17 protein-coding genes are annotated in these 18,295 nt (G+C 72.7%); 6 read left to right on the top strand and 11 right to left on the bottom strand.

Annotation, left to right across the window (positions count from 1 at the left end; translation table 11 throughout):
- Positions 1-2: 2 nt before the first annotated feature.
- From AB0K18_RS01635 to AB0K18_RS01615, 5 genes are read right to left on the bottom strand one after another with little or no spacing between them, the layout of a single operon-like run.
- Positions 3-767, bottom strand: coding sequence for an amino acid ABC transporter ATP-binding protein (locus tag AB0K18_RS01635; RefSeq protein ID WP_364908331.1), 765 nt, complete (start codon positions 765-767; stop codon positions 3-5).
- A complete protein-coding gene (locus AB0K18_RS01630) occupies positions 764-1,687 on the bottom strand; it encodes an amino acid ABC transporter permease (protein ID WP_364908329.1) in 924 nt (307 codons plus the stop codon). Before AB0K18_RS01630 ends, AB0K18_RS01635 begins: the two co-directional genes overlap by 4 nt.
- Complete coding sequence (locus tag AB0K18_RS01625) at positions 1,684-2,604, bottom strand: ABC transporter substrate-binding protein (protein ID WP_364908326.1); 921 nt, start codon at positions 2,602-2,604, stop codon at positions 1,684-1,686. Before AB0K18_RS01625 ends, AB0K18_RS01630 begins: the two co-directional genes overlap by 4 nt.
- A complete protein-coding gene (locus AB0K18_RS01620; RefSeq protein ID WP_364908325.1) occupies positions 2,597-3,406 on the bottom strand; it encodes a deaminated glutathione amidase in 810 nt (269 codons plus the stop codon). Before AB0K18_RS01620 ends, AB0K18_RS01625 begins: the two co-directional genes overlap by 8 nt.
- Positions 3,403-4,296 (bottom strand): hypothetical protein, encoded by an 894-nt coding sequence (locus AB0K18_RS01615; RefSeq protein ID WP_364908323.1) that lies wholly within the window; start codon positions 4,294-4,296, stop codon positions 3,403-3,405. The genes AB0K18_RS01620 and AB0K18_RS01615 overlap by 4 nt, the downstream gene beginning before the upstream one ends.
- A 154-nt stretch (positions 4,297-4,450) precedes the next feature.
- Between AB0K18_RS01615 and AB0K18_RS01610 the strand changes: the two genes are divergently transcribed.
- Positions 4,451-5,800 carry an aminotransferase class I/II-fold pyridoxal phosphate-dependent enzyme gene (locus tag AB0K18_RS01610; RefSeq protein ID WP_364908322.1) on the top strand — a complete coding sequence of 450 codons (1,350 nt, stop codon included), beginning with the start codon at positions 4,451-4,453 and terminating at the stop codon, positions 5,798-5,800.
- Here the strand turns inward: AB0K18_RS01610 and AB0K18_RS01605 are convergent.
- Together AB0K18_RS01605 and AB0K18_RS01600 are read right to left on the bottom strand one after the other, a co-directional pair.
- Entirely contained in the window at positions 5,784-6,815 is a 1,032-nt protein-coding gene (locus AB0K18_RS01605; protein WP_364908319.1) for a hypothetical protein, read from the bottom strand. The two genes, AB0K18_RS01610 and AB0K18_RS01605, sit on opposite strands and share 17 nt — an antisense overlap.
- 62 nt (positions 6,816-6,877) lie before the next feature.
- Positions 6,878-9,805 (bottom strand): bifunctional [glutamine synthetase] adenylyltransferase/[glutamine synthetase]-adenylyl-L-tyrosine phosphorylase, encoded by a 2,928-nt coding sequence (locus AB0K18_RS01600; protein WP_364908316.1) that lies wholly within the window; start codon positions 9,803-9,805, stop codon positions 6,878-6,880.
- Between the two features lie 84 nt (positions 9,806-9,889).
- On the opposite strand from AB0K18_RS01600, the gene AB0K18_RS01595 reads away from it, so the two are divergent.
- Complete coding sequence (locus AB0K18_RS01595) at positions 9,890-10,453, top strand: HXXEE domain-containing protein (RefSeq protein ID WP_364908314.1); 564 nt, start codon at positions 9,890-9,892, stop codon at positions 10,451-10,453.
- On the opposite strand, the gene AB0K18_RS01590 is transcribed toward AB0K18_RS01595, so the two are convergent.
- Positions 10,440-11,150 carry a type 1 glutamine amidotransferase gene (locus AB0K18_RS01590; RefSeq protein ID WP_364908311.1) on the bottom strand — a complete coding sequence of 237 codons (711 nt, stop codon included), beginning with the start codon at positions 11,148-11,150 and terminating at the stop codon, positions 10,440-10,442. The two genes, AB0K18_RS01595 and AB0K18_RS01590, sit on opposite strands and share 14 nt — an antisense overlap.
- A 51-nt stretch (positions 11,151-11,201) precedes the next feature.
- On the opposite strand from AB0K18_RS01590, the gene AB0K18_RS01585 reads away from it, so the two are divergent.
- Complete coding sequence (locus AB0K18_RS01585; RefSeq protein WP_364908308.1) at positions 11,202-12,056, top strand: alpha/beta hydrolase; 855 nt, start codon at positions 11,202-11,204, stop codon at positions 12,054-12,056.
- A gap of 126 nt (positions 12,057-12,182) precedes the next feature.
- Here AB0K18_RS01585 and AB0K18_RS01580 read toward each other — a convergent pair whose 3' ends face one another.
- Entirely contained in the window at positions 12,183-12,908 is a 726-nt protein-coding gene (locus AB0K18_RS01580; protein ID WP_364908305.1) for a hypothetical protein, read from the bottom strand.
- Positions 12,909-13,419: 511 nt separating this feature from the next.
- Here AB0K18_RS01580 and AB0K18_RS01575 point away from each other — a divergent pair.
- Positions 13,420-14,055, top strand: coding sequence for an AAA family ATPase (locus AB0K18_RS01575; RefSeq protein ID WP_364908302.1), 636 nt, complete (start codon positions 13,420-13,422; stop codon positions 14,053-14,055).
- 15 nt (positions 14,056-14,070) lie between these two features.
- Here the strand turns inward: AB0K18_RS01575 and AB0K18_RS01570 are convergent, their stop codons facing one another.
- The gene (locus AB0K18_RS01570; protein WP_364908299.1) at positions 14,071-15,432 is read right to left on the bottom strand and encodes a glutamine synthetase family protein; all 1,362 of its coding nucleotides are present in this window, start codon (positions 15,430-15,432) and stop codon (positions 14,071-14,073) included.
- A gap of 154 nt (positions 15,433-15,586) precedes the next feature.
- On the opposite strand from AB0K18_RS01570, the gene AB0K18_RS01565 reads away from it, so the two are divergent.
- Together AB0K18_RS01565 and AB0K18_RS01560 are read left to right on the top strand one after the other, a co-directional pair.
- Positions 15,587-16,132, top strand: coding sequence for a hypothetical protein (locus tag AB0K18_RS01565; protein ID WP_364908296.1), 546 nt, complete (start codon positions 15,587-15,589; stop codon positions 16,130-16,132).
- An 81-nt stretch (positions 16,133-16,213) separates the two neighbouring features.
- Positions 16,214-17,302, top strand: a complete 1,089-nt coding sequence (locus AB0K18_RS01560) for a terpene synthase family protein (RefSeq protein WP_364908293.1) — start codon at positions 16,214-16,216, stop codon at positions 17,300-17,302.
- 25 nt (positions 17,303-17,327) lie between these two features.
- Here AB0K18_RS01560 and AB0K18_RS01555 read toward each other — a convergent pair whose 3' ends face one another.
- On the bottom strand, positions 17,328-18,290 hold the full coding sequence (locus AB0K18_RS01555) for a DUF5937 family protein (RefSeq protein ID WP_364908290.1): 963 nt from the start codon (positions 18,288-18,290) through the stop codon (positions 17,328-17,330).
- Positions 18,291-18,295 lie beyond the last annotated feature (5 nt).

The raw sequence follows: 18,295 nt of genomic DNA, 5'->3' as shown, positions 1-18,295 counted from the left end.
ATCTACAGTACGCGGCTGAGGAACGCCTTGGTCCGCTCGCTGCCGGGGTTGTCCAGCACCTCGGCGGGGGTGCCTGACTCGACGACCACTCCCCCGTCCATGAACACCACCCGATCGGCCACCTCGCGGGCGAAGCCGATCTCGTGGGTCACCACGATCATGGTGAGCCCGTCCTCGGCGAGGCCCTTCATGGTGGCCAGCACCTCGCCGACCAGCTCGGGGTCGAGGGCGCTGGTGGGTTCGTCGAACAGCATGAGTTTGGGCCGCATGGCGAGCGCCCTGGCGATCGCGACGCGCTGCTGCTGGCCGCCGGAGAGCTGGCGGGGGTAGCTGCCCGCCTTGTCCTCCAGGCCGACGCGGCGCAGCAGCGCGTGCACGCGTTCCCTGGCCTGCTCGCGCGGCTCGCCGCGGACGCCGACGGGGGCCTCCATGACGTTCTGCAGCACGGTCATGTGCGGGAAGAGGTTGAACTGCTGGAAGACCATGCCGATCTCCCTGCGCTGCCGGGTGATGTCGCGCTTGCGCAGGTGCCGGACCTTGCCGCCGCTCGCCTCGAAACCGATCAGCTCGCCGTCCACGTGGATGGCGCCGCCGTCGATGGTCTCCAGGTGGTTGACGCAGCGCAGGAACGTGGACTTGCCGGAGCCGGACGGCCCGAGGACGACCACGACCTCGCCGGCCTGGACGTCGAGGTCGATGCCCTTGAGCACCTCCAGGTGGCCGAAGTGCTTGCGTACGGCGCGGGCGTGCACCATGGGCATGCTCATGAGGACACCTCCGTGGGATCAGCCGCAGGACGGCGGCGGCGGAAGGTCGCGAAGGCCCAGAAGCTCTGCGGCGCGTTCCTGGTGGCGCCGCGCGCGTAGTGGCGCTCGATGAACGACTGGCCGACGTACAGGATCGAGGTGATGATCAGGTACCAGACGCAGGCGACGATCAGCAGCGGGATGGTCTGGAAGGTGCGGTTGTAGATCGACTGCACGGTGTAGAGCAGGTCGGCCAGCGCGATGACGCTCACCAGCGAGGTCGCCTTGAGCATGCTGATGACCTGGCTGCCGGTGGGCGGGATGATGAAGCGCATGGCCTGGGGCAGCACGATGCGGCGGAAGGTACGGCCGTCGCTCATGCCGAGCGCGGCGGCGGCCTCGCTCTGGCCGGGGTCGACGGACATGAGGCCGCCACGGATGATCTCCGCCATGTACGCGCCCTCGTTCAGCCCGAGCCCGAGGATGGCGGCCAGGAGGGGCGTGATGAGCACGTTGGTGTCGGCGGTGACGAACTCGGGCCCGAACGGGATGCCGAAGGAGATCTCCGGCAGCAGGTACGACAGGTTGTACCAGAGCACGAGCTGCACCAGCACCGGCGTGCCGCGGAAGAACCAGACGTAGAGCCCGCAGGCGGCGCGGGCGACGGGGTTCTCCGACAGGCGGCCGACGGCCAGCAGCACGCCCAGCGCCACGCCGACCGTCATGGCGATGACGGTGAGCAGCAGCGTGGTGAAGATGCCCTGGCCGATGATCTGCGCGTTGACGTAGCTGCCGACGACGTCCCACTGGAAGTTGGGGTTGGTGACCAGCAGGCTGACGAGCTGGGCGGCGAGGACGAGCAGGACGACCGAGGCGACCCAGCGCAGCGGATGGCGGGTGCGCGCGGCGCCCGCGACGTCGATCTCGGAGGGTTGAGTCATGATTTCGCCAGGTTGACGCCGGCCTGATCCAGCTTGTTGTCGCCGGTCTTCCACTTGGCCATGATCCTGTCGTAGGTGCCGTTGTCCATGAGCTGCTGGAAGGCGTCCTTGAGCACGTCGCGCAGCGGCGAGTCCTTGGCCACGACGGCGCCCTGGTAGAGGTCGTCGAAGCCGTTGGGCTGCCCCTTGCCGGCCAGCTCCAGCTTGCCGCCGGCCTGGTCGACGAAGTACGTGAGCGGCGCCTGCGAGGAGAAGAACGCGTCCGCGCGGCCCGAGCTGACGGCCAGCACGGAGGTCGGCTGGTCCTTGTACGACTGCACGGTGATCTTCGGCTTGCCCTCCTTGGCGCAGGCCGCCGACTGTCCCTTGATCACCGCCTCGGCGGAGCCGCCGGCCATGACGGAGATCTTCAGCCCGCACGTGTCGGCGACCGAGCCGATGCCGTCGGGGTTGCCCTTGGGCACGGCGAAGACGACGTACTCCTTGACCCAGTCGATGAAGTCGTTGGCCTTCTGCCGGTCGGGGAAGTCACCGACGGGGCCGATGGCGAAGTCGTAACGGCCTGAGGCGATGCCGGTCAGTGAGCTGGGCAGGCCGTCCACGGTGACGTGCTCGATCTTCACGCCGAGCACCTGGCCGAGCGCGTCGGCCATGTCCGCGGCGGCGCCGGTCAGCGACCTGCCGTCGGGGCCGGCGATCTCGTACGGCGGGAACGAGCCGTTGTTGACCGAGATCAGCTTGCCGGCCTGCTTCACCTTGTCGGGCAGCCGGTCGTGCAGGGCCTGGTCCTTGGTCTGGGCGGCGGCGGAGGTCTGTCCCGTGGGCTCCAGCACGCCCTCGGCCTCCGGGGGGTTGGCGCCGCAGCCGGCCAGCAGGAGTGCGGCGGTGGCGAGCAGCGCGGTCGCGTGCTTAGACATGCGGCTCCAATCGCGGGTCCACGGCGAAGCGCCGGTTCTCGAGGACGGGCAGCGTCGTGCGGGCGGCTTCCAGCTCGGCGGCGGAGGCGTCGGACCACAGCAGGCCGGGCGCGTCGCCGAGGCGGGCCCTGGTGATGCCGAGCGGGTCGACGATCATGCTGGCGCCGATGTTGCGGCGGCCGCACTCGCCGGACGCGGCGACGTAGCAGGTGTTCTCCAGGGCGCGGGCGGTGACCATGACCTCCCAGTGCCATTCCTTGGCCGGGCCGCGCACCCAGGCGGCGGGCAGCGCGAGCACCTGGGCGCCCTGGTCGGCGAGCAGCCGCGCCATCTCGGGGAAGCGCACGTCGTAGCAGGTCATCAGGCCGACCTTCCAGCCGGCGACGTCGATGACGACGGGCGCGTCCGCGCCGGGGACGACGTTGTCGGACTCGCGGCGGCCGAAGGCGTCGTACAGGTGGAGCTTGACGTACGTGCCGACGATCTCGCCGTCCCTGGCGGCGACGAGCACGTTGGAGACGCGGCCGTCGGCGGCGGGCACGTGCACGCCGGCGATGACGGTGGTGGACGAGCCGCGGGTGTGCTCGACCAGGCCGGTGACGAACGGGCCGTCCAGCGGCTGGGCGGCCTCTCGGATGCGTACCGGCTCGTCCACGAAGAGCGCGAGCGCGCCCTCGGGCAGCACGAGCAGGTCCGCCCCGCCGGCGACGGCGTCGTCGATCAGCTCCTCGCAGGTCTTGAGGTTGGCGGTCCAGTCCTCGGCCGAGGCGAACTGGCCCACGGCGATTCTCAGGTCGGTCATGCGGTGAAGACCTCCTCGGCTTCGATGCGGCGGTTCGCGATGCCCTGGGCGTGCAGTTCGGTGCAGAACGCGGCGACCATGGCGGCGTTGGGGGCGGCGCCGTACGGCATCCAGTCGGCGCCGAAGGTGGCGGCCGTGCCGGTGAGGTCGGCGAGCAGCCACGGCGTGGTGTCGGCGAGCAGGCGGCGGCGGGCCAGCCAGTGCCGCTTGGAGCGCTCGAACAGCTCCGTCACGGCCTGCGGCAGCCACGGGTTCCGCTCGACGCTCTCGCGCTTGAGCGTCACCAGGTGGATGCCGGGCACGAAGCCGGTCCGCCGGTAGTAGGCCAGCTCGGCGGCGCGGTGGTCGGGCAGCAGGTGACGGAAGCGGCTCTCCTGGGTGAAGAACTCCTCCGGCATGAACGGGGTCATGATGGCGTCGTAGCGGCCCTCGGCGAGCCCTTCGGCCAGGCCGTCGTCGCTGAGCGAGACGTTGTCGGGGAACGGCACGGGGCCGACGCGGTCCTTGCCGGTCTCCCCCGCGACGAGCGGGCCGACCGTCCAGGTGACGCCGGTCAGGTCCACGCCCTCGGCGCGCAGCAGGGCGCGGGTCCAGGTGTTGCCGGAGTCGGGCCAGCCGGTGAGCCCGATGCGGGCGCCCTTCAGCTGGCCGAGCGCGGTCAGGTCGCTGTCGCGGCGGACGAGCACGCAGCGGTGGCGGAACCCGCGCATCACGAACACGGGCAGGCCCACGAGCCGGTCGTCGCCTGCGGCGCGGCCGAGCACGTACCGGCTGAAGGAGGTCTCGCCGCCGTCCAGTCCCGGCTCGCTGAGCACGTCCGGTGTGACGGCTCTGGAGTCGAGGTCCAGCTCGAATCCCTCGGCCCGGACGGCGCCGGTGACGATCGGCACGAGATGGTCCCAATCTCGCAGAGCAAGGCGAACGGTCGCCACAAATCCCCCAAACAGTACGTACTTGCCGTTAATAGCCCCAGACCATATGTTCAGCGGAGCAAACTGCACAAGAAGATCTTTGTTGCTGAACAAAGATTTACAGGGGGACAAAGTGGACGCCGCTTGGCTGGCGCAGCGCATCGGGGACCCGAGCGCACGGGGCATCGCCGCCGCCCTTACCGACCTCATCAGGGAGGGGACGGTGACGGCGCAGACGCGCCTGCCCACGGTCCGCGGCCTGGCCAGGGAGCTGGGCGTCAGCTCGGGCACGGTCGCGGAGGCCTGGTCGGAGCTGCGCGGGCACGGCATGATCAGGACCGACCGGCGGCGCGGCACGGTGGTGCTGGGCCCGCCCGACGTGCCGCGCCCCATCCGGTACGAGCGCCTCGGCCACTGGGGCGACCGCCTGGCCATCGACCTGACCATCGCCTCCCCCGACACGGCGCTGCTGCCGCCGCTGGAGGCCGCGCTGGCCGCCGCCGCCCGCGCCGACGGGCTCAACGACTACGCCCGCGCGACGATCACTCCACGCCTTCGCGCCGCCGTGGAGCCCACCTGGCCGTTCGAGGCGCAGAGCTGGCTCGCGGTCGGCGGCGGGTACGAGGCCGTGCAACTGCTCTGCCAGACGGCGGCGCTGCCCGGCGACCGCATCGCCATCGAGGAGCCGACCGGGGCGCGGCTGCTGGACATCCTGGAGACGATCGGCGTCCAGATCGTCCCCGTCGCCTGCGACGAGGAGGGGCCGCTGCCCGGCGCGCTGGCCAAGGCGCTGAAGGCGCGGCCGGTGGCGTTCGTCTACCAGCCGCGCGGGCAGTCGCCGTGCGGGCACGCGGTCACGCCCGGCCGCTCGGCAGAGCTGGCGGCGCTGCTGGAGCCCGCCAAGACGCTCATCGTGGAGGACGACGGCATCGGCGAGCTGTCGGTGTCGCCGATGGTCAGCATGGGGACGCGCTTCCCCGACCGTACGGTGCTGGTCCGGTCGTACTCCAAGTCGCACGGCCCCGACCTGCGCATCGCGGTCATCGGCGGCGCGGCCGACGCGGTCGAGCGGGTCCGGGTGCTGCGCAGCTTCGGCACCGGCTGGACCAGCAGGATCCTCCAGGACGCGCTGGCCCACCTGCTCGCCGACCCGGACGTGGAAGCGCGCGTGGCGCACGCCCGCGAGGTCTACGCGGGGCGGCGCGCGCGGCTGGCCGCGGAGCTGGCGGCGCGCGGCGTGCGCACCGGCGGCGGTGACGGGCTGGTGCTCTGGGTGCCGGTACGCGACGAGCCCGCCGCCCTGGTCACGCTGGCCGCGCACGGCATCTCGGTCGCCCCCGGCAGCCGGTACGTCATCGACCAGGCCGCCCGGCCCCACCTCCGCCTGGCGACGGCCAGGCTCACCGACGACCCGGCGGAGCTGGCCGAGCTGGCCGACGTCGTCGCGCTGGCCGCCGGGCGGGGGGTCAGCGCCGCGACCTGATGCCGGTGACGCGGCGCAGCACGTCCCACCAGAACGGCGCGCCGAACAGCAGCGCCACGTACGTCAGCAGGAAGCCGGGCCAGTGGCTGGGCGCGCTGACCCGCTCCCACCAGGCGGCGCCGTTCCAGCGCACGTCGGGCTCGCCCTCGGCCGGGATCGAGATGCTGACCAGCGCCTGGCCCATCAGCTTGACCAGCGCCGGCTGGCTGAGCGTCTCGGTCACGCACGGCACCGGGTCGCCGCCCGTGCACAGCTGCTTGAGCTCGTCGTACGCGCCCTGCCCCGTCCCCGCCACGGCGGTCACCGAGGCGCGGTAGGCGTTGTCGCGCAGCAGCGTCTTGGCGTACTCCAGCCCGTCCATGCTGAACAGCAGCGTCACCGCGACGCCCAGCGCGGCCACGACCCACTTGACGTAGCGCCGGTAGAGCATCGACAGGCGCTGCATCTCGCCGTCGAACCAGGTCTCGACGCCGCGCCTGAACCGGTCGAGGTCGCCCTGCGCGGCCTCCCAGACGCCCTTGAGATGGCCGTAGAGGGGGCTGTCCATCTGCCTGAGCCGGGCCAGGAAGCCTTCGACGTCGCCGTTCTCGGCCGTCAGCTCCATGACGGCCACCGCGAACCTCGCGGGCGGGATCTCGGCGATGCTCGTCCTGCCCCGCTTGGCGTGGTCGATCTCCCTGACCCGCTCGTACAGCAGGTTGATCATGGAGGCGCCGGTCCCCCTCTCGGGCATCTCGCCGGCGCTGGCGGGCGCGGGCCTGTCGCTGTGGACGGGCCTGGGGTCGCGGGCGAACGGCATCGCCCTGAACACGTCGAGCACCTTCGCGGGCAGCCACGAGCCCTTGGGACCCGCGCCGTCCATGGTGTCCCTGAGGTAGGCCCACAGGAACTTGCTGCGGATGGACAACACCCGCACGGCGGCCTCGTTGAGCCCGCTCACCAGCAGCGACAGCAGCAGGAACGCCACGACCAGGCCGAGGGCGAGGTCCACGTAAACGGATAACACGGCCGCCATGAAACACCCCTGGGCGTGACAGCGCAATGACGCAGCGCATCAAAAGTCACGTCATATGCTGATCAGCCGCCGTAGAAGACGCGATCCACCACCTTACGGGCGCGGCGGGTGACCCGGCGGTAGTCGTCGAGGAAGTCCTCGGAGCCGTCGGGCGGGTAGCCGAGCGTACGGGCGACCTGCCTGCGCTCGGCGGTGTCCTTCGGGATGCTGTCGCCGGGCCGGCCCCTGACCAGCATCATCGCGTCGCGTACGCGGGAGGCGAAGCGCCACGCCTCGGCCAGCACCTCCTCGTCCTCCGGCGCGAGCAGGTCCTCCGCCACGGCCGCGCGCAGCGCCTCCAGCGTGCGCGTGGTGCGCAGCGGCGGCAGCCGGCCGGCGTGCTGGAGCTGCAGGAGCTGCGCCACCCACTCCACGTCGGACAGCCCGCCGGGGCCGAGCTTGGTGTGCAGGGCGGGGTCGGCGCCGCGCGGCAGCCGCTCGGCCTCCATGCGGGCCTTCAGCCGCCTGATCTCCCTGACGGCGTCGCCGCTCAGCCCGTCGCGCGGATAGCGCAGCTCGTCGATCATGGCGGTGAAGGCCGCGCCCAGCTTCGCGTCGCCCGCCGAGAACCTGGCCCGCAGCAGCGCCTGCGCCTCCCACGGCGACGACCAGCGCGCGTAGTAGGCGCGGTAGGAGGCGAGCGTGCGCACCAGCGGGCCCTGCCGGCCCTCGGGGCGCAGGTCGGGGTCGATGAGCAGGGGCGGGTCAGGCGCGGGCAGCGACAGCAGCCTGCGCACCTCGTTGGCCACGGCGAAGGCGGCGTCAGTGGCCGTGCGCTCGTCGACGCCGGGCAGCGGCGAGTGCACGAACATCACGTCGGCGTCGCTGGCGTAGGAGCACTCCATGCCGCCGAGGCGGCCCATCGCGATGATCGCGAACGAGGTGGCCTCGCGCGCCTTGCCGAGCGCCGCGTCGAGCGCCGCCTGCAGGGTCACGTCGTTGAGCCGCGACAGCGCGGTGCCGACGGTCTCGATGTCGATCAGGCCGGAGATGTCGGCCACGGCCGTACGGAACAGCTCTTTGCGCCGCAGCGCGCGCACGGCGGTGACGGCGGTCTCGGGGTCGCCGGCGTGGCGGGAGACCGCTGCCGACGCCTCGCCGAGCAGCGAGTCGGGCGGGCGCGGGGTCAGCTCGGCGTCGGAGCCCAGCATGGCGACCGCGTCGGGGGCGTGCATGAGCAGGCCGGTGGCGTAGCGGCTGGTGCCGAGCACCCGCGCCATCCTGGCCGCCACCGCGGTCTCGTCGCGCAGCAGCCGCAGGTACCACGGCGTGGTGCCCAGCTTGTCGCTGACCTGCCGGAACCCGAGCAGCGCCGCGTCCGGGTCGGGCGTGTCGGCGAACCAGCCGAGCATCACCGGCAGCAGCGTGCGCTGGATCGCGGCCCGCCGCGAGACCCCGGTGGACAGCGCGGCGATGTGGCGCAGCGCGCCGGTGGGATCGACGTAGCCGAGCGCCTCGAGCCGGGCCGCGGCGGCCGAGGCGGACAGCCGCGCCTCCGACTCGGGCAGCCGCGCCACGGCCTCGAGCAGCGGCCGGTAGAACAGCTTCTCGTGCAGCCGCCTGGCCTCCATCGCGTGCCGCCGCCAGCGGGTGGTGAACTCCCCCACCGGGTCGGCCTGCATGCCGAGCGCCCGCCCGAGGCGGCGCAGGTCGGCCTCGTCGGTGGGCACGACGTGGGTGCGGCGCATCCGGTGCAGCTGCAGCAGGTGCTCGACCTGGCGCAGGAACGTGTACGCCTCGGCGAGCGAGCGGGAGTCCTCGCGGCCGACGTAGCCGCCGCGGGAGAGCGCGGCCAGCGCGGGCAGCGTGGCCCTGCGGCGCAGCAGCGGGTCGAGCCTGCCGTGCACGAGCTGGAGCAGCTGCACCGCGAACTCTATGTCGCGCAGCCCCCCCGGACCGAGCTTGAGCTGCCGGTCGCCCTCGGCGCGCACGTGGGCCTCGACCCTGCGGCGCATGGCCTGAACGTCCTCCACGAAGTGCTCGCGGGTGGCCGCCGACCAGACCATGTCGTTGACGGCCGAGACGTAGGCGGCGCCCAGCTCCAGGTCGCCCGCCACCGGCCGGGCCTTGAGCAGCGCCTGGAACTCCCATGTCTTGGCCCAGCGGTGGTAGTAGGCCAGGTGGCTCTCCAGCGTGCGGACCAGCGGCCCGGAACGGCCTTCCGGCCGCAGCCCCGCGTCGACCTCCCACAGCGAGCCCTCGGACGTGGTGGTGGTGCAGCCGCGCATCATGGCCTGGGCCAGGCGGGTGGCCGTGCGCAGCGCCTTGGCCTCGTCGGCGCCCTCCCTGGGCTCGGCCACGAAGATCACATCGACGTCGCTGATGTAGTTGAGCTCTCTCGCGCCGCACTTGCCCATGCCGATGACCGCGAGGCGGACGTCTTCCGCGCCGACCTCCGTACGCGCGACGGCGAGCGCCGCCTCCAGCGCGGCGCCCGCGAGCTCGGACAGCTCGGAGGTGACGTCCTGCAGCCCGATCCGGCCGGTGAGGTCGCGGGCGGCGAGGTGGGCGAGCCGGCCGCGGTAGGCCACCCGCAGGGCCGTGAGCGCGTCGTGGCCGCCGCTCTCCGCGCGCGGCTCGCTCTCGCCCGGCTCCGCGCCGACGGCGCGCAGCAGCTCGGCCCTGACGTCGCCGAGGCGGTCTTCCGCCAGCATCGCGACGTGGGAGGGGTGGCGGACGAAGTGGTCGCCGAGCGCCGCGCTGACGCCCAGCACCGCCAGCAGGCGGCTGCTCAGCCGCTCGTCGTGGCGCAAGGTGCCGAGGACCGCGGGCTCGCGCTCGATCAGCCGGGTGAGCGAGACCAGCGCCTGGTCGGGGTCGGCGACGGCGACCAGGGCCTCCAGGATGTCGTCGAGGTCGGCCGGGGACTGACGGATCAGCTGGGCGGCCCTGGCGCCGTCGGCGAAACCGAGTTTGGCGAGCCGGGCCGCGGTGGATTCGATCCTGGGCACCCTTCCATCTTGACAGCTCCCGCGTCATCCGCCGTAGCATGCGAACGCAACGTTGCGTTGCGTTTCGCTTTTCGGGAGGGTGTCATGAGCGGGGATTCCGGGCGCGTGCCCGCGGGGGTGGCCTGGGGGCTGCTGGGGGCTTGGGTCGTGCACGACGCCGAGGAGCTGGTCACGATGGCGCGGTGGACGCGGGAGGCGCGGCCCCTGCTGGAGTCCCGCTTCCCGGGGGTGCCGTGGGAGCGGCTGGAGGTGTCGCAGGCGCACGCCGCCACCGCCATCGGGCTCATGGGCGCGGTCGTGGCGGGCGCGGCGGCGATGGGGGCGCGCACGGGCGGGCACAGCCCGTCCTTTCAGGCCGCGCTCGCCGGGTTCGGGGTGCACGGGGTGGCGCATCTGGCGCAGGCGGCGCTGTTCAGGGGCTACACGCCGGGCCTGGTGACCGCTCCCCTGGTGGTGCTGCCGTACGCGGTGTGGGCCTGGCGGCGGCTCAGGGCCGCCGGGGTGCCGGCGACGTCGAAGCCGAGCGGCCTCCTGGCGCTCCCTTTGGTGCTGGCCGGCGTGCACGCCCTGGCCCACGCCCTGACGAGCCGCCGACGCCGCCACCCGAGCACGGACCATCCTCCGGTGCGGCTGTTCAGGAGCTCCTGACCACGTCGCCGAAGGCCTCCGCCACCGGGCGCCACGTTCTCACCAGGGCGGGTTCCGCGGCCTTCACCTCGGCGTTCAGGTCCTCGGTGTTATAACCCTGGGCGCTCAGGCCGCCGGCGGGGTCGTCGCCTTCCGGCTGGGCCGTCCAGGCGGCGAAGATGTCGGGGGTGGCCTCCGGGTGGAACTGGACCGCCCAGGCCGCCTCTCCCAGGCGGTAGCCCTGGTGCGGGTAGCGGGCGCCGGTGAGCAACGGCACGGCGCCGTCGGGCAGGCGGGTCATCGCGTCCTGGTGATACTGGACGGCCACCGCCCGCTCGCCCACTCCCCCGAACAGGCGGTCGGAGGCGGCGGCGGGCAGCGTGGTCACCTCGCAGGCGCCGACCTCCAGCCCGGCGGCGCCGCGCTCGACGATGCCGCCGCAGGCCATGGTGAGCAGCTGCGCGCCCAGGCAGATGGCGAGCGTGGGCGCGCCCTCGTCCACGGCGCGCCGCAGCAGGTCGCGGGTGGCGGGCTGCCAAGGGCTGCGCTCGTCCTCCCAGGCCGCCGCCGCGCCGCCGAGCACGATGAGCCCGTCCGCCGCGCGTACGGGCACCTCGTCCCCGAGGTACGGCCGCACGACGTCGCAGGGGACGCCGAGCCAGCCGGCGAGATACCCGAGACCGGCTTCGGCCTCGTGTTCGATGACCGTGATCCGCATGTCGTCAATTATCCGGCTTGTCGTGAGATGTCCGGTCCCTATGCTCCCCTCATGACAGTCGAATTCGATGAGGTGGACGGGCAGCGGATCGCCACGTTCGGCACCGGCCCGCGCAAGATCGTCGCGGTGCACGGCATCACGGCCTCGCTGATGGCGTGGGCCACGGTCGGCCGGCGGCTGCCCGACGGCTGGTCGCTGGTGGCCATGGACCTGCGCGGGCGCGGGCACAGCGCGTCCCTGCCTGGCCCGTACGGGCTGCCCAGGCACGCCGAGGACGTGCTGCGGGTGGCCGAGCACGTCGGCGCGGGCCCCGACGCGGTGCTGACCGGCCACTCCATGGGCGCGTACGTGGCCGCGCTGGCCGCCGAGCAGCGGGCGTTCGCCAAGGTCGTGCTGGTGGACGGCGGCCTCCCGCTGCCTCCGCTGCCCGACGGCGTGGACCCGGACGCGGCCACCCAGGCCACGCTGGGTCCGGCGCTGGAGCGGTTGCGGCGGACGTTCGCCTCGCCGGAGGCGTACGTGGACTTCTTCAAGGCCCACCCCGCCTTCGCCGGCAACTGGACCTCCGACGTGGAGGCGTACGTGCGGTATGACCTGACCGGGCCCGACGGCGCGCTGACGTCACGGGCGGCCGGGGAGGCGGTGCTGGCGGACGGCCGGTGGATGCGCGTGGAGCGCGACCGCATCGGGGCCGCGCTGGAGCGGATCACCGCGCCGCTGGTGCTGCTGAGGGCGCCGCGCGGGCTGCTCGACCAGCCGGTCGGCCTGCTGCCCGACGACCTCGCGGGGCCCTGGATCGAGCGGCTGCCCGGCCTGCGCGACGAGCTGGTGCCCGGCTGCAACCACTACACGATCCTGTTCGACGAGCGCTGCGCGGACATCGTGGCGGCCCGCCTCACGTCCTGACACCCGAACGGCTCACGGCCCGCACGCGTCCTGGCGCCCGAACGGCCCACGACCCGGGCGCGTCCTGACGCGCGGACATGCGAAGGGGCCTCCGGGAGGATCTCGGAGGCCCCTTTCACCTGCGGTTCAGCGGGGAGCGATCCAGGTGGCGCGGGCCGCCGCCACCAGCGTGCCGTCCATCTCGTAGATGGCGCTCTGGCCGTAGAGCTTGCGGCCGTCGCGGCCGGTCGGGCGGGCCACCACGGAGTAGCGGCCGCCGGGCAGGATCGAGCCGTTGATCTGCACGGCCAGCCGGCCGAGCAGCGCGCTCTCACCCGGGCCGAAGTGCGCCCAGCCGGTGATGCAGTCGAGCACCGCGCCCACGATGGAGGCGGGCACGCCGTCCTCGCCGCTCACCGTGTGCGGCACCCGCCAGCCGGCCGCCACCAGGTCAGTGTCCTCCACCGGGCCGGGGAAGATCCGCAGCCCGTCGCCGGGCTCGCGCAGGCCGCAGGCGAAGCACTCGGCGAACGGGTGCTTGCGCAGCCCGGCGAACCCGGCCTCGGCGCGGGCCGCGTCGTTGAACGGCACGAAACCGGGACCCTCGAGGTCTTCGGCCACCGGGATGGCCTCGACCAGCAGCGTGTCGCCGTGGGAGAGGGAGACGGAGTTGGCCACGTGGTCGAGGCGCAGCTCGGTCTCCAGCGGCGTGGGGGCATGGAGGGTGACCTCGACGGCTGATCGGCTGCCTGATCGGCCACCGTTCAGCGCCTCCTCCATGGTGCCCGCGATCCAGCCGCCGTTGGCGACGCCCACGGGACCGCGGAAGCGCTTGGGAACGGTCAACACGGTCTGCAAGGCAGCCGTCGTCATGCCACACCCTCCTATATCGCCCCACTCGGCGAAAAGTCCGGAAATATCATAAAGAGCAGACCGATTTTATCGGACGCCCGGTTTATCTAGGGACGGGGGTCCTGACGGTTGCTCAGTGCTTCTCCATAACGCCTCGAACGGGCCCGGAACTTCCCCGCGCCCGGGGATGTACGACGGTAGAGGTCGCGCATCGCGGGGACGTGTCCCGGGCGTCAGAAGCAACGAAAATCGGCCTCACTCCGAACCGCTCCGGGAGTGAGGCCGATCAAGGCGTCGGGAGTACCTTAACGGGGTTTCCCGGTTGCCGCGTACCAATCTGCCGAATCCGGCGGGGAGCCCGTCAAAGCATGCCGAGCTGGATCCGATCTCCGCAGGTCAGCGCCCTGCCGGAGCTTTCGGCGGCTTGACGAGTGCGCGAGTTCGGCCGTAGTCGCAGAGTCTGGAGTGCGACGGGCCTATGCTGGCGCGGCGTACATGATCGGCGGGACGAGACGGGGCGGGGGTGGGGAGCGTGCCCGGGGCGATGCTGCGGTACCCGCCCGGATCCCTGGTCATCCTGACGGGGCTGCCGGGGGCGGGCAAGACCACGCTGCTGCGCCGCCTGTACGGCCTGCATGGCGCCGAGAGCCGCCCGCTGACCGCGGGGACGGTCGTGGTGATCGACTCCGCGCAGTCGCGGCGGCACTGGGACGGCAGGCTCACCTGGGCGCCCTACCCGGTGCGGCGGGCCGTGGTGTTCGTCACCCACGTGAGCCGCATCAGGCGGGCGCTGGCGCGGGGCGCGCCGGTGCTGGCGCACAACCGGGGCTGCGGCCCGTACGTGCTGCGCGGTTTCGCTTGGCTGGCCCGCAGGCACGGCGCGGGCTTCCACCTGCTGCTGCTGGACGCGCCCGCGGAGGAGGCGCTGGCCGGGCAGCGCGCGCGAGGACGGGTGGTGGCACGGCGGACGTTCGCCCGCCACCGGCGGCGCGTGGAGCGCCTGCTGGCCCGCGTCAAGGACGGCGACCCGGCCCCCGCGACCGGCGCCCGCGTCGTGGACCGGGCGCAGGCCGGCCTGCTGGAGGCCATCGTGTTCGACGCGCTCCCGGATGAGCCCGCCCGCCCGGCACGGCGGCGCCCGCCACGCGCCCAGCGGATCGGCGGGTAGCGGGCCCGGATCACCTCAGAGGATCGGCAGGTAGCGGCCGAGCTCGAACTCCGTCACGTGGCGGCGGTATTCGCGCCACTCGCTGCGCTTGTTGCGCAGGAAGAAGTCGAAGACGTGCTCGCCCAGCGTCTCGGCCACCAGCTCGCTGCGCTCCATGACCTCGATGGCGTCGTTGAGCGACCCGGGCAGCGGCTGGATGCCCAGGGCGCGGCGCTCGGCGCTCGTGAGGGTCCAGACGTTGTCCTCGGCGGCGGCGGGCAGCTCGTAGCCCTCTTCGATGCCCTTCAGGCCGGCCGCGAGGATGAGCGCGAAGGCGAGGTAGGGGTTGCAGGCGGAGTCGAGCGAGCGGAACTCGATGCGGGTCGAGCCGCCCTTGTGCGGCTTGTACATCGGCACCCGGACCAGCGCCGAGCGGTTGTTGTGGCCCCAGCACACGTAGGAGGGGGCCTCGCCGCCCTGCCCCGCGATGGCCTCGGCGCCGCCCCACAGCCGCTTGTAGGAGTTGACCCACTGGTTGGTGATGGCGGTGATCTCGGCGGCGTGCCTGAGCAGGCCCGCGATGAACGAGCGGCCGACCTTGGACAGCCGGTAGTCGGAGCCCGCCTCGTAGAAGGCGTTCCTGTCGCCCTCGAACAGCGACATGTGGGTGTGCATGCCGGAGCCGGGGTGCTCGGTGAACGGCTTGGGCATGAAGGAGGCCCAGATGCCCTGCTCCAGCGCGACCTCCTTCATGACCAGGCGGAAGGTCATGATGTTGTCGGCCGTGGTGAGCGCGTCGGCGTAGCGCAGGTCGATCTCCTGCTGGCCGGGGGCGCCCTCGTGGTGGCTGAACTCGACGGAGATGCCCATCGACTCCAGCATCATGATCGCCTGGCGGCGGAAGTCGTGGCCCGAGCTGTGGGGCGTGTGGTCGAAGTAGCTGCCCGAGTCGATGGGCTCGGGCCGCTCGCCCGGCTCCGGCCTGTTCTTGAGCAGGAAGAACTCGATCTCGGGGTGGGTGTAGAAGGTGAAGCCCATGTCGGCGCACTTCGCGAGCGCGCGCTTGAGCACCCAGCGCGGGTCGGCGTGGGACGGCGAGCCGTCGGGCATGAGGATGTCGCAGAAGATGCGCGCCGCGCCCGGCGTCTCGCTGCGCCAGGGCAGGATCTGGAACGTCGCGGGGTCGGGCTTGGCCAGCATGTCGGACTCGTAGACGCGGGCGAAGCCCTCGATCGCCGAGCCGTCGAACCCGATGCCCTCGGCGAACGCGCCTTCGAGCTCGGCCGGCGCGATGGCCACGGACTTGAGGAAGCCGAGCACGTCAGTGAACCACAGCCGGATGAACCGGATGTCGCGTTCCTCGAGCGTGCGGAGCACGAACTCCTGCTGGCGGTCCACAGCATCCCCTCGTTCGACGTAACTACAGGTCACCTACCAGCATGCCGTGTCCGTGTTTCGCACACGTTACGGGGGTCGCCGGTGCGAGCCTCGCTGACAAAGGGCCCGCCCCGACCTACTGTGATCAACGCAGTCAGTCTCGGGGGAGGCAAGGGTGGCCATCGACCTGCTCAATCACAAGCTCGATCGGGCGTTCGACCACATCGACGCGAACGGCAACGGCGTCGTCGAGCGTGAGGACCTGCTGGGGCTGGGCGCCCGCATCCTGGTGGGCTTCGGCGAGTCCCCCACCTCGGTCACCGGGGCGCGTCTCGTCGAGAGCTTCGACCGCATCTGGTTCACCCTGTCCGACGCGCTCGAACGCGACGGCGACTCCGGCCTCGCGCGCCCCGACTTCCTCAAGGGGATGACCACGGCGTTCGTCACCGGCGAGCACTACGACCCGGTCTTCCGCCCCGCCACGGTCGCGGTGGCAGAGCTGTGCGACGGCGACCGCGACGGCGAGGTCGCGATGGGCGAGTTCCGGACGCTGCTGTCGGCGTTCGGCGTCGCCTACGACGACGTGGACCAGGCGTTCGACCGGCTCGACCGGGAGGCGAGGGGCCTGCTCACGGTGGAGGAGCTGGTCCGCGCCGCCGCCGACTACTACCGCAGCGACGATCCCAACGCGACCGGAAACTGGCTTTTCGGCCCTCTGTGAAGAGCACTGTCAAAGGTGCTGTGAGGAGTTACGGCAAGAGACGCAGAGCGCGGAGAACGCAGAGAACACGGTGAAGAGCCCATGAAGAGCACAGTCAACAGTCCCTCGGACAGTGGGGAGCCCGCGCCCGCCGACGCGCCGTCGGGCCCACCCGCCGTCCCGTCCGGCGGCCCTTCCGTCAGCCCGTCCACAGGCCCGTCCGGCACCGTGCTGTCCACGGTGCGGACCGCGCTGCGCACGGCGCTGGCGTCGCTGCTGCCGCTGCCGCGCAGGGGCGGCTCGCCCGCGACGGCGCTGCTGCCGCTGACCGAGCGGGTGCCCGCCATGGCGGCGCCGTGCCGGATGCACCCGGCCGTGTACGCGATCGAGGCCGCCGTCATCGACTGGGCCAGGCGTACGGGCCTGCCCGCCGACCCCGGCGTCGGCTACCACCGGATGGCGGGCCGCGCGTTCGCCGAGTTCGACGCCGCCGCGGCGGCGCTGTTCGCGCAGTGGCTGACCTGGCTGTTCCACCTGGACGACGAGCTGGACGAGCGGTCGGGCCCCCTGGAGGTCTTCCACGGCATGCTGGCGGGCACCGCCCGCCATCCGCTGGAGGCGGCCTTCGCCGACCTGTGGCGGGTGACCAGCGTGCGGATGAGCGACCGGTGGCGGGCCAGGTTCGCGGTGGGGCTGCAGCGCCAGTACGACGCCTGCCGCACCGAGGCCGACAACCGCGCGGCGGGGCGGATGCCGACGATCGAGGAGTACCCGGAGCTGCGCAGGGGCACGGTGGGGCCCTACCTGTACGACCTGGTCGAGCCGTGCCTGCGGGTCGAGGTGCCGGCCTGGGTGCACGAGTCGGAGCCGTGGCGGCTGCTCGTGGACGCCTGCAGCGACGTGACGGCCTGGTGCAACGACGTCGCCTCGCGGCCCAAGGAGCGCGGCGACGTGCACAACTTCGTGGTGCTGGCGATGCGGCAGCTCGGGCTGGGCGAGCGGGCGGCGACGGCCTGGGTGCTCGACCGGATCGCGGCGCGCTGCCAGGACATGCGCCAGGCGGCCAGACGGCTCCCCTTGGACGACCTGGCGCCCGCCGCGGCGCGGGACGTCAGCAAGGTGGCGTGCGCGTACCTGGCGGCGCCGCGCGCCCACCTGGACTGGCTCCTGGAGTCGAAGCGCTACGCCTGACCCGCCGGGACGCCGGTCAACGTGGTCAGCGGGTGCCGGCGAGCATGTCGCCGGCCGGCGTACGGCGGTAGACGACCTGCTTGCCGAGCCGCATCCCCACGGCGAGCCCGCCCCCGCTGAGCACGCTCAGGTGCTGGCTGACCGCGCCGGGCGTGAGCTCCATGCGGGCGGCCAGCGCGGAGGTGGTGGCGGGCTCGGCGAGCGCGAGCAGGATGCGCGCCCTGCTCCTGCCGATCAGCGCGGCGAGCGCGTCGGGCGCGGGCGGCGGCCCCTGCACCCACAGGGTGCCGACGCCCTGCACGGGATAGACCAGCATCGGCTGGTACGGAGCCGACATCACGGCCACGGACGGCCAGTAGAAGGCGCTGGGCACGAGCACGAGCCCGTCGCCGCGCGGCCCGTCGAGCACGCACGAGGGCCGCTGGATGAGCAGGTGCTCCCCCGTCCAGCGCACCTCGGGGCCGAGGCCGGCGAACAGCGCGTGGGCCCCGCCCTGGGCGAGTTCGCGCGAGCGGCGCAGCACGTCGCGTTCGAGCAGCCCGTACACGCGGGGCCAGAACTCGGCGAAGCACCGCTCCCAGTACGCCTCCAGCGTGCCTGCCACCCGCGCGACGCCCGCCTCTGGGTCGGCCATGAACCGGTCGATCACCTCGGGCGCGCCGGCCCGCAGGCGCGCCGCCTCGTGCCTGACGCGCTCGGGGTCGCTGCGCCTGACCCGGTCGAGCTCGGAGGCGAAGTCGGGCAGCGGCGTGTCGGGCGGCGGGGTGATGAAGTCGGCGAGGTAGCCGGACGGCGGGACCAGCGCGAACAGCTCGGCCAGGTCGAGCCCGTCCAGGCGGGGCCGGACGACCTTGATCCAGGGCAGGTGGACCGACTGCCGTGAGGGCGCGCGCAGGGTGCGGAGGCTGGCCACCAGCTCCCACATCGGGGAGAAGGCGAAGCGCAGGCGCGCGACGTCCTCGGGGCTGAGCCGCCAGGTGATGGACATGCTTT

It is taken from the genome of Nonomuraea sp. NPDC049421, assembly GCF_040677005.1.
In the GTDB taxonomy this organism is placed as follows: domain Bacteria; phylum Actinomycetota; class Actinomycetes; order Streptosporangiales; family Streptosporangiaceae; genus Nonomuraea; species Nonomuraea salmonea.
The sequence above is the reverse complement of the archived record's forward strand: the minus strand, read 5'-3'. Positions and strand labels throughout refer to the sequence as shown.

Bases quoted from the DNA above. Each gene is read 5' to 3' on its own strand.
- AB0K18_RS01635 (WP_364908331.1), bottom strand. From the start codon at position 767: ATGAGCATGCCCATGGTGCACGCCCGCGCCGTACGCAAGCACTTCGGC.
- AB0K18_RS01630 (WP_364908329.1), bottom strand. From the start codon at position 1,687: ATGACTCAACCCTCCGAGATCGACGTCGCGGGCGCCGCGCGCACCCGC.
- AB0K18_RS01625 (WP_364908326.1), bottom strand. From the start codon at position 2,604: ATGTCTAAGCACGCGACCGCGCTGCTCGCCACCGCCGCACTCCTGCTG.
- AB0K18_RS01620 (WP_364908325.1), bottom strand. From the start codon at position 3,406: ATGACCGACCTGAGAATCGCCGTGGGCCAGTTCGCCTCGGCCGAGGAC.
- AB0K18_RS01605 (WP_364908319.1), bottom strand. From the start codon at position 6,815: ATGGCGGCCGTGTTATCCGTTTACGTGGACCTCGCCCTCGGCCTGGTC.
- AB0K18_RS01595 (WP_364908314.1), top strand. From the start codon at position 9,890: ATGAGCGGGGATTCCGGGCGCGTGCCCGCGGGGGTGGCCTGGGGGCTG.
- AB0K18_RS01590 (WP_364908311.1), bottom strand. From the start codon at position 11,150: ATGCGGATCACGGTCATCGAACACGAGGCCGAAGCCGGTCTCGGGTAT.
- AB0K18_RS01585 (WP_364908308.1), top strand. From the start codon at position 11,202: ATGACAGTCGAATTCGATGAGGTGGACGGGCAGCGGATCGCCACGTTC.
- AB0K18_RS01580 (WP_364908305.1), bottom strand. From the start codon at position 12,908: ATGACGACGGCTGCCTTGCAGACCGTGTTGACCGTTCCCAAGCGCTTC.
- AB0K18_RS01560 (WP_364908293.1), top strand. From the start codon at position 16,214: ATGAAGAGCACAGTCAACAGTCCCTCGGACAGTGGGGAGCCCGCGCCC.
- AB0K18_RS01555 (WP_364908290.1), bottom strand. From the start codon at position 18,290: ATGTCCATCACCTGGCGGCTCAGCCCCGAGGACGTCGCGCGCCTGCGC.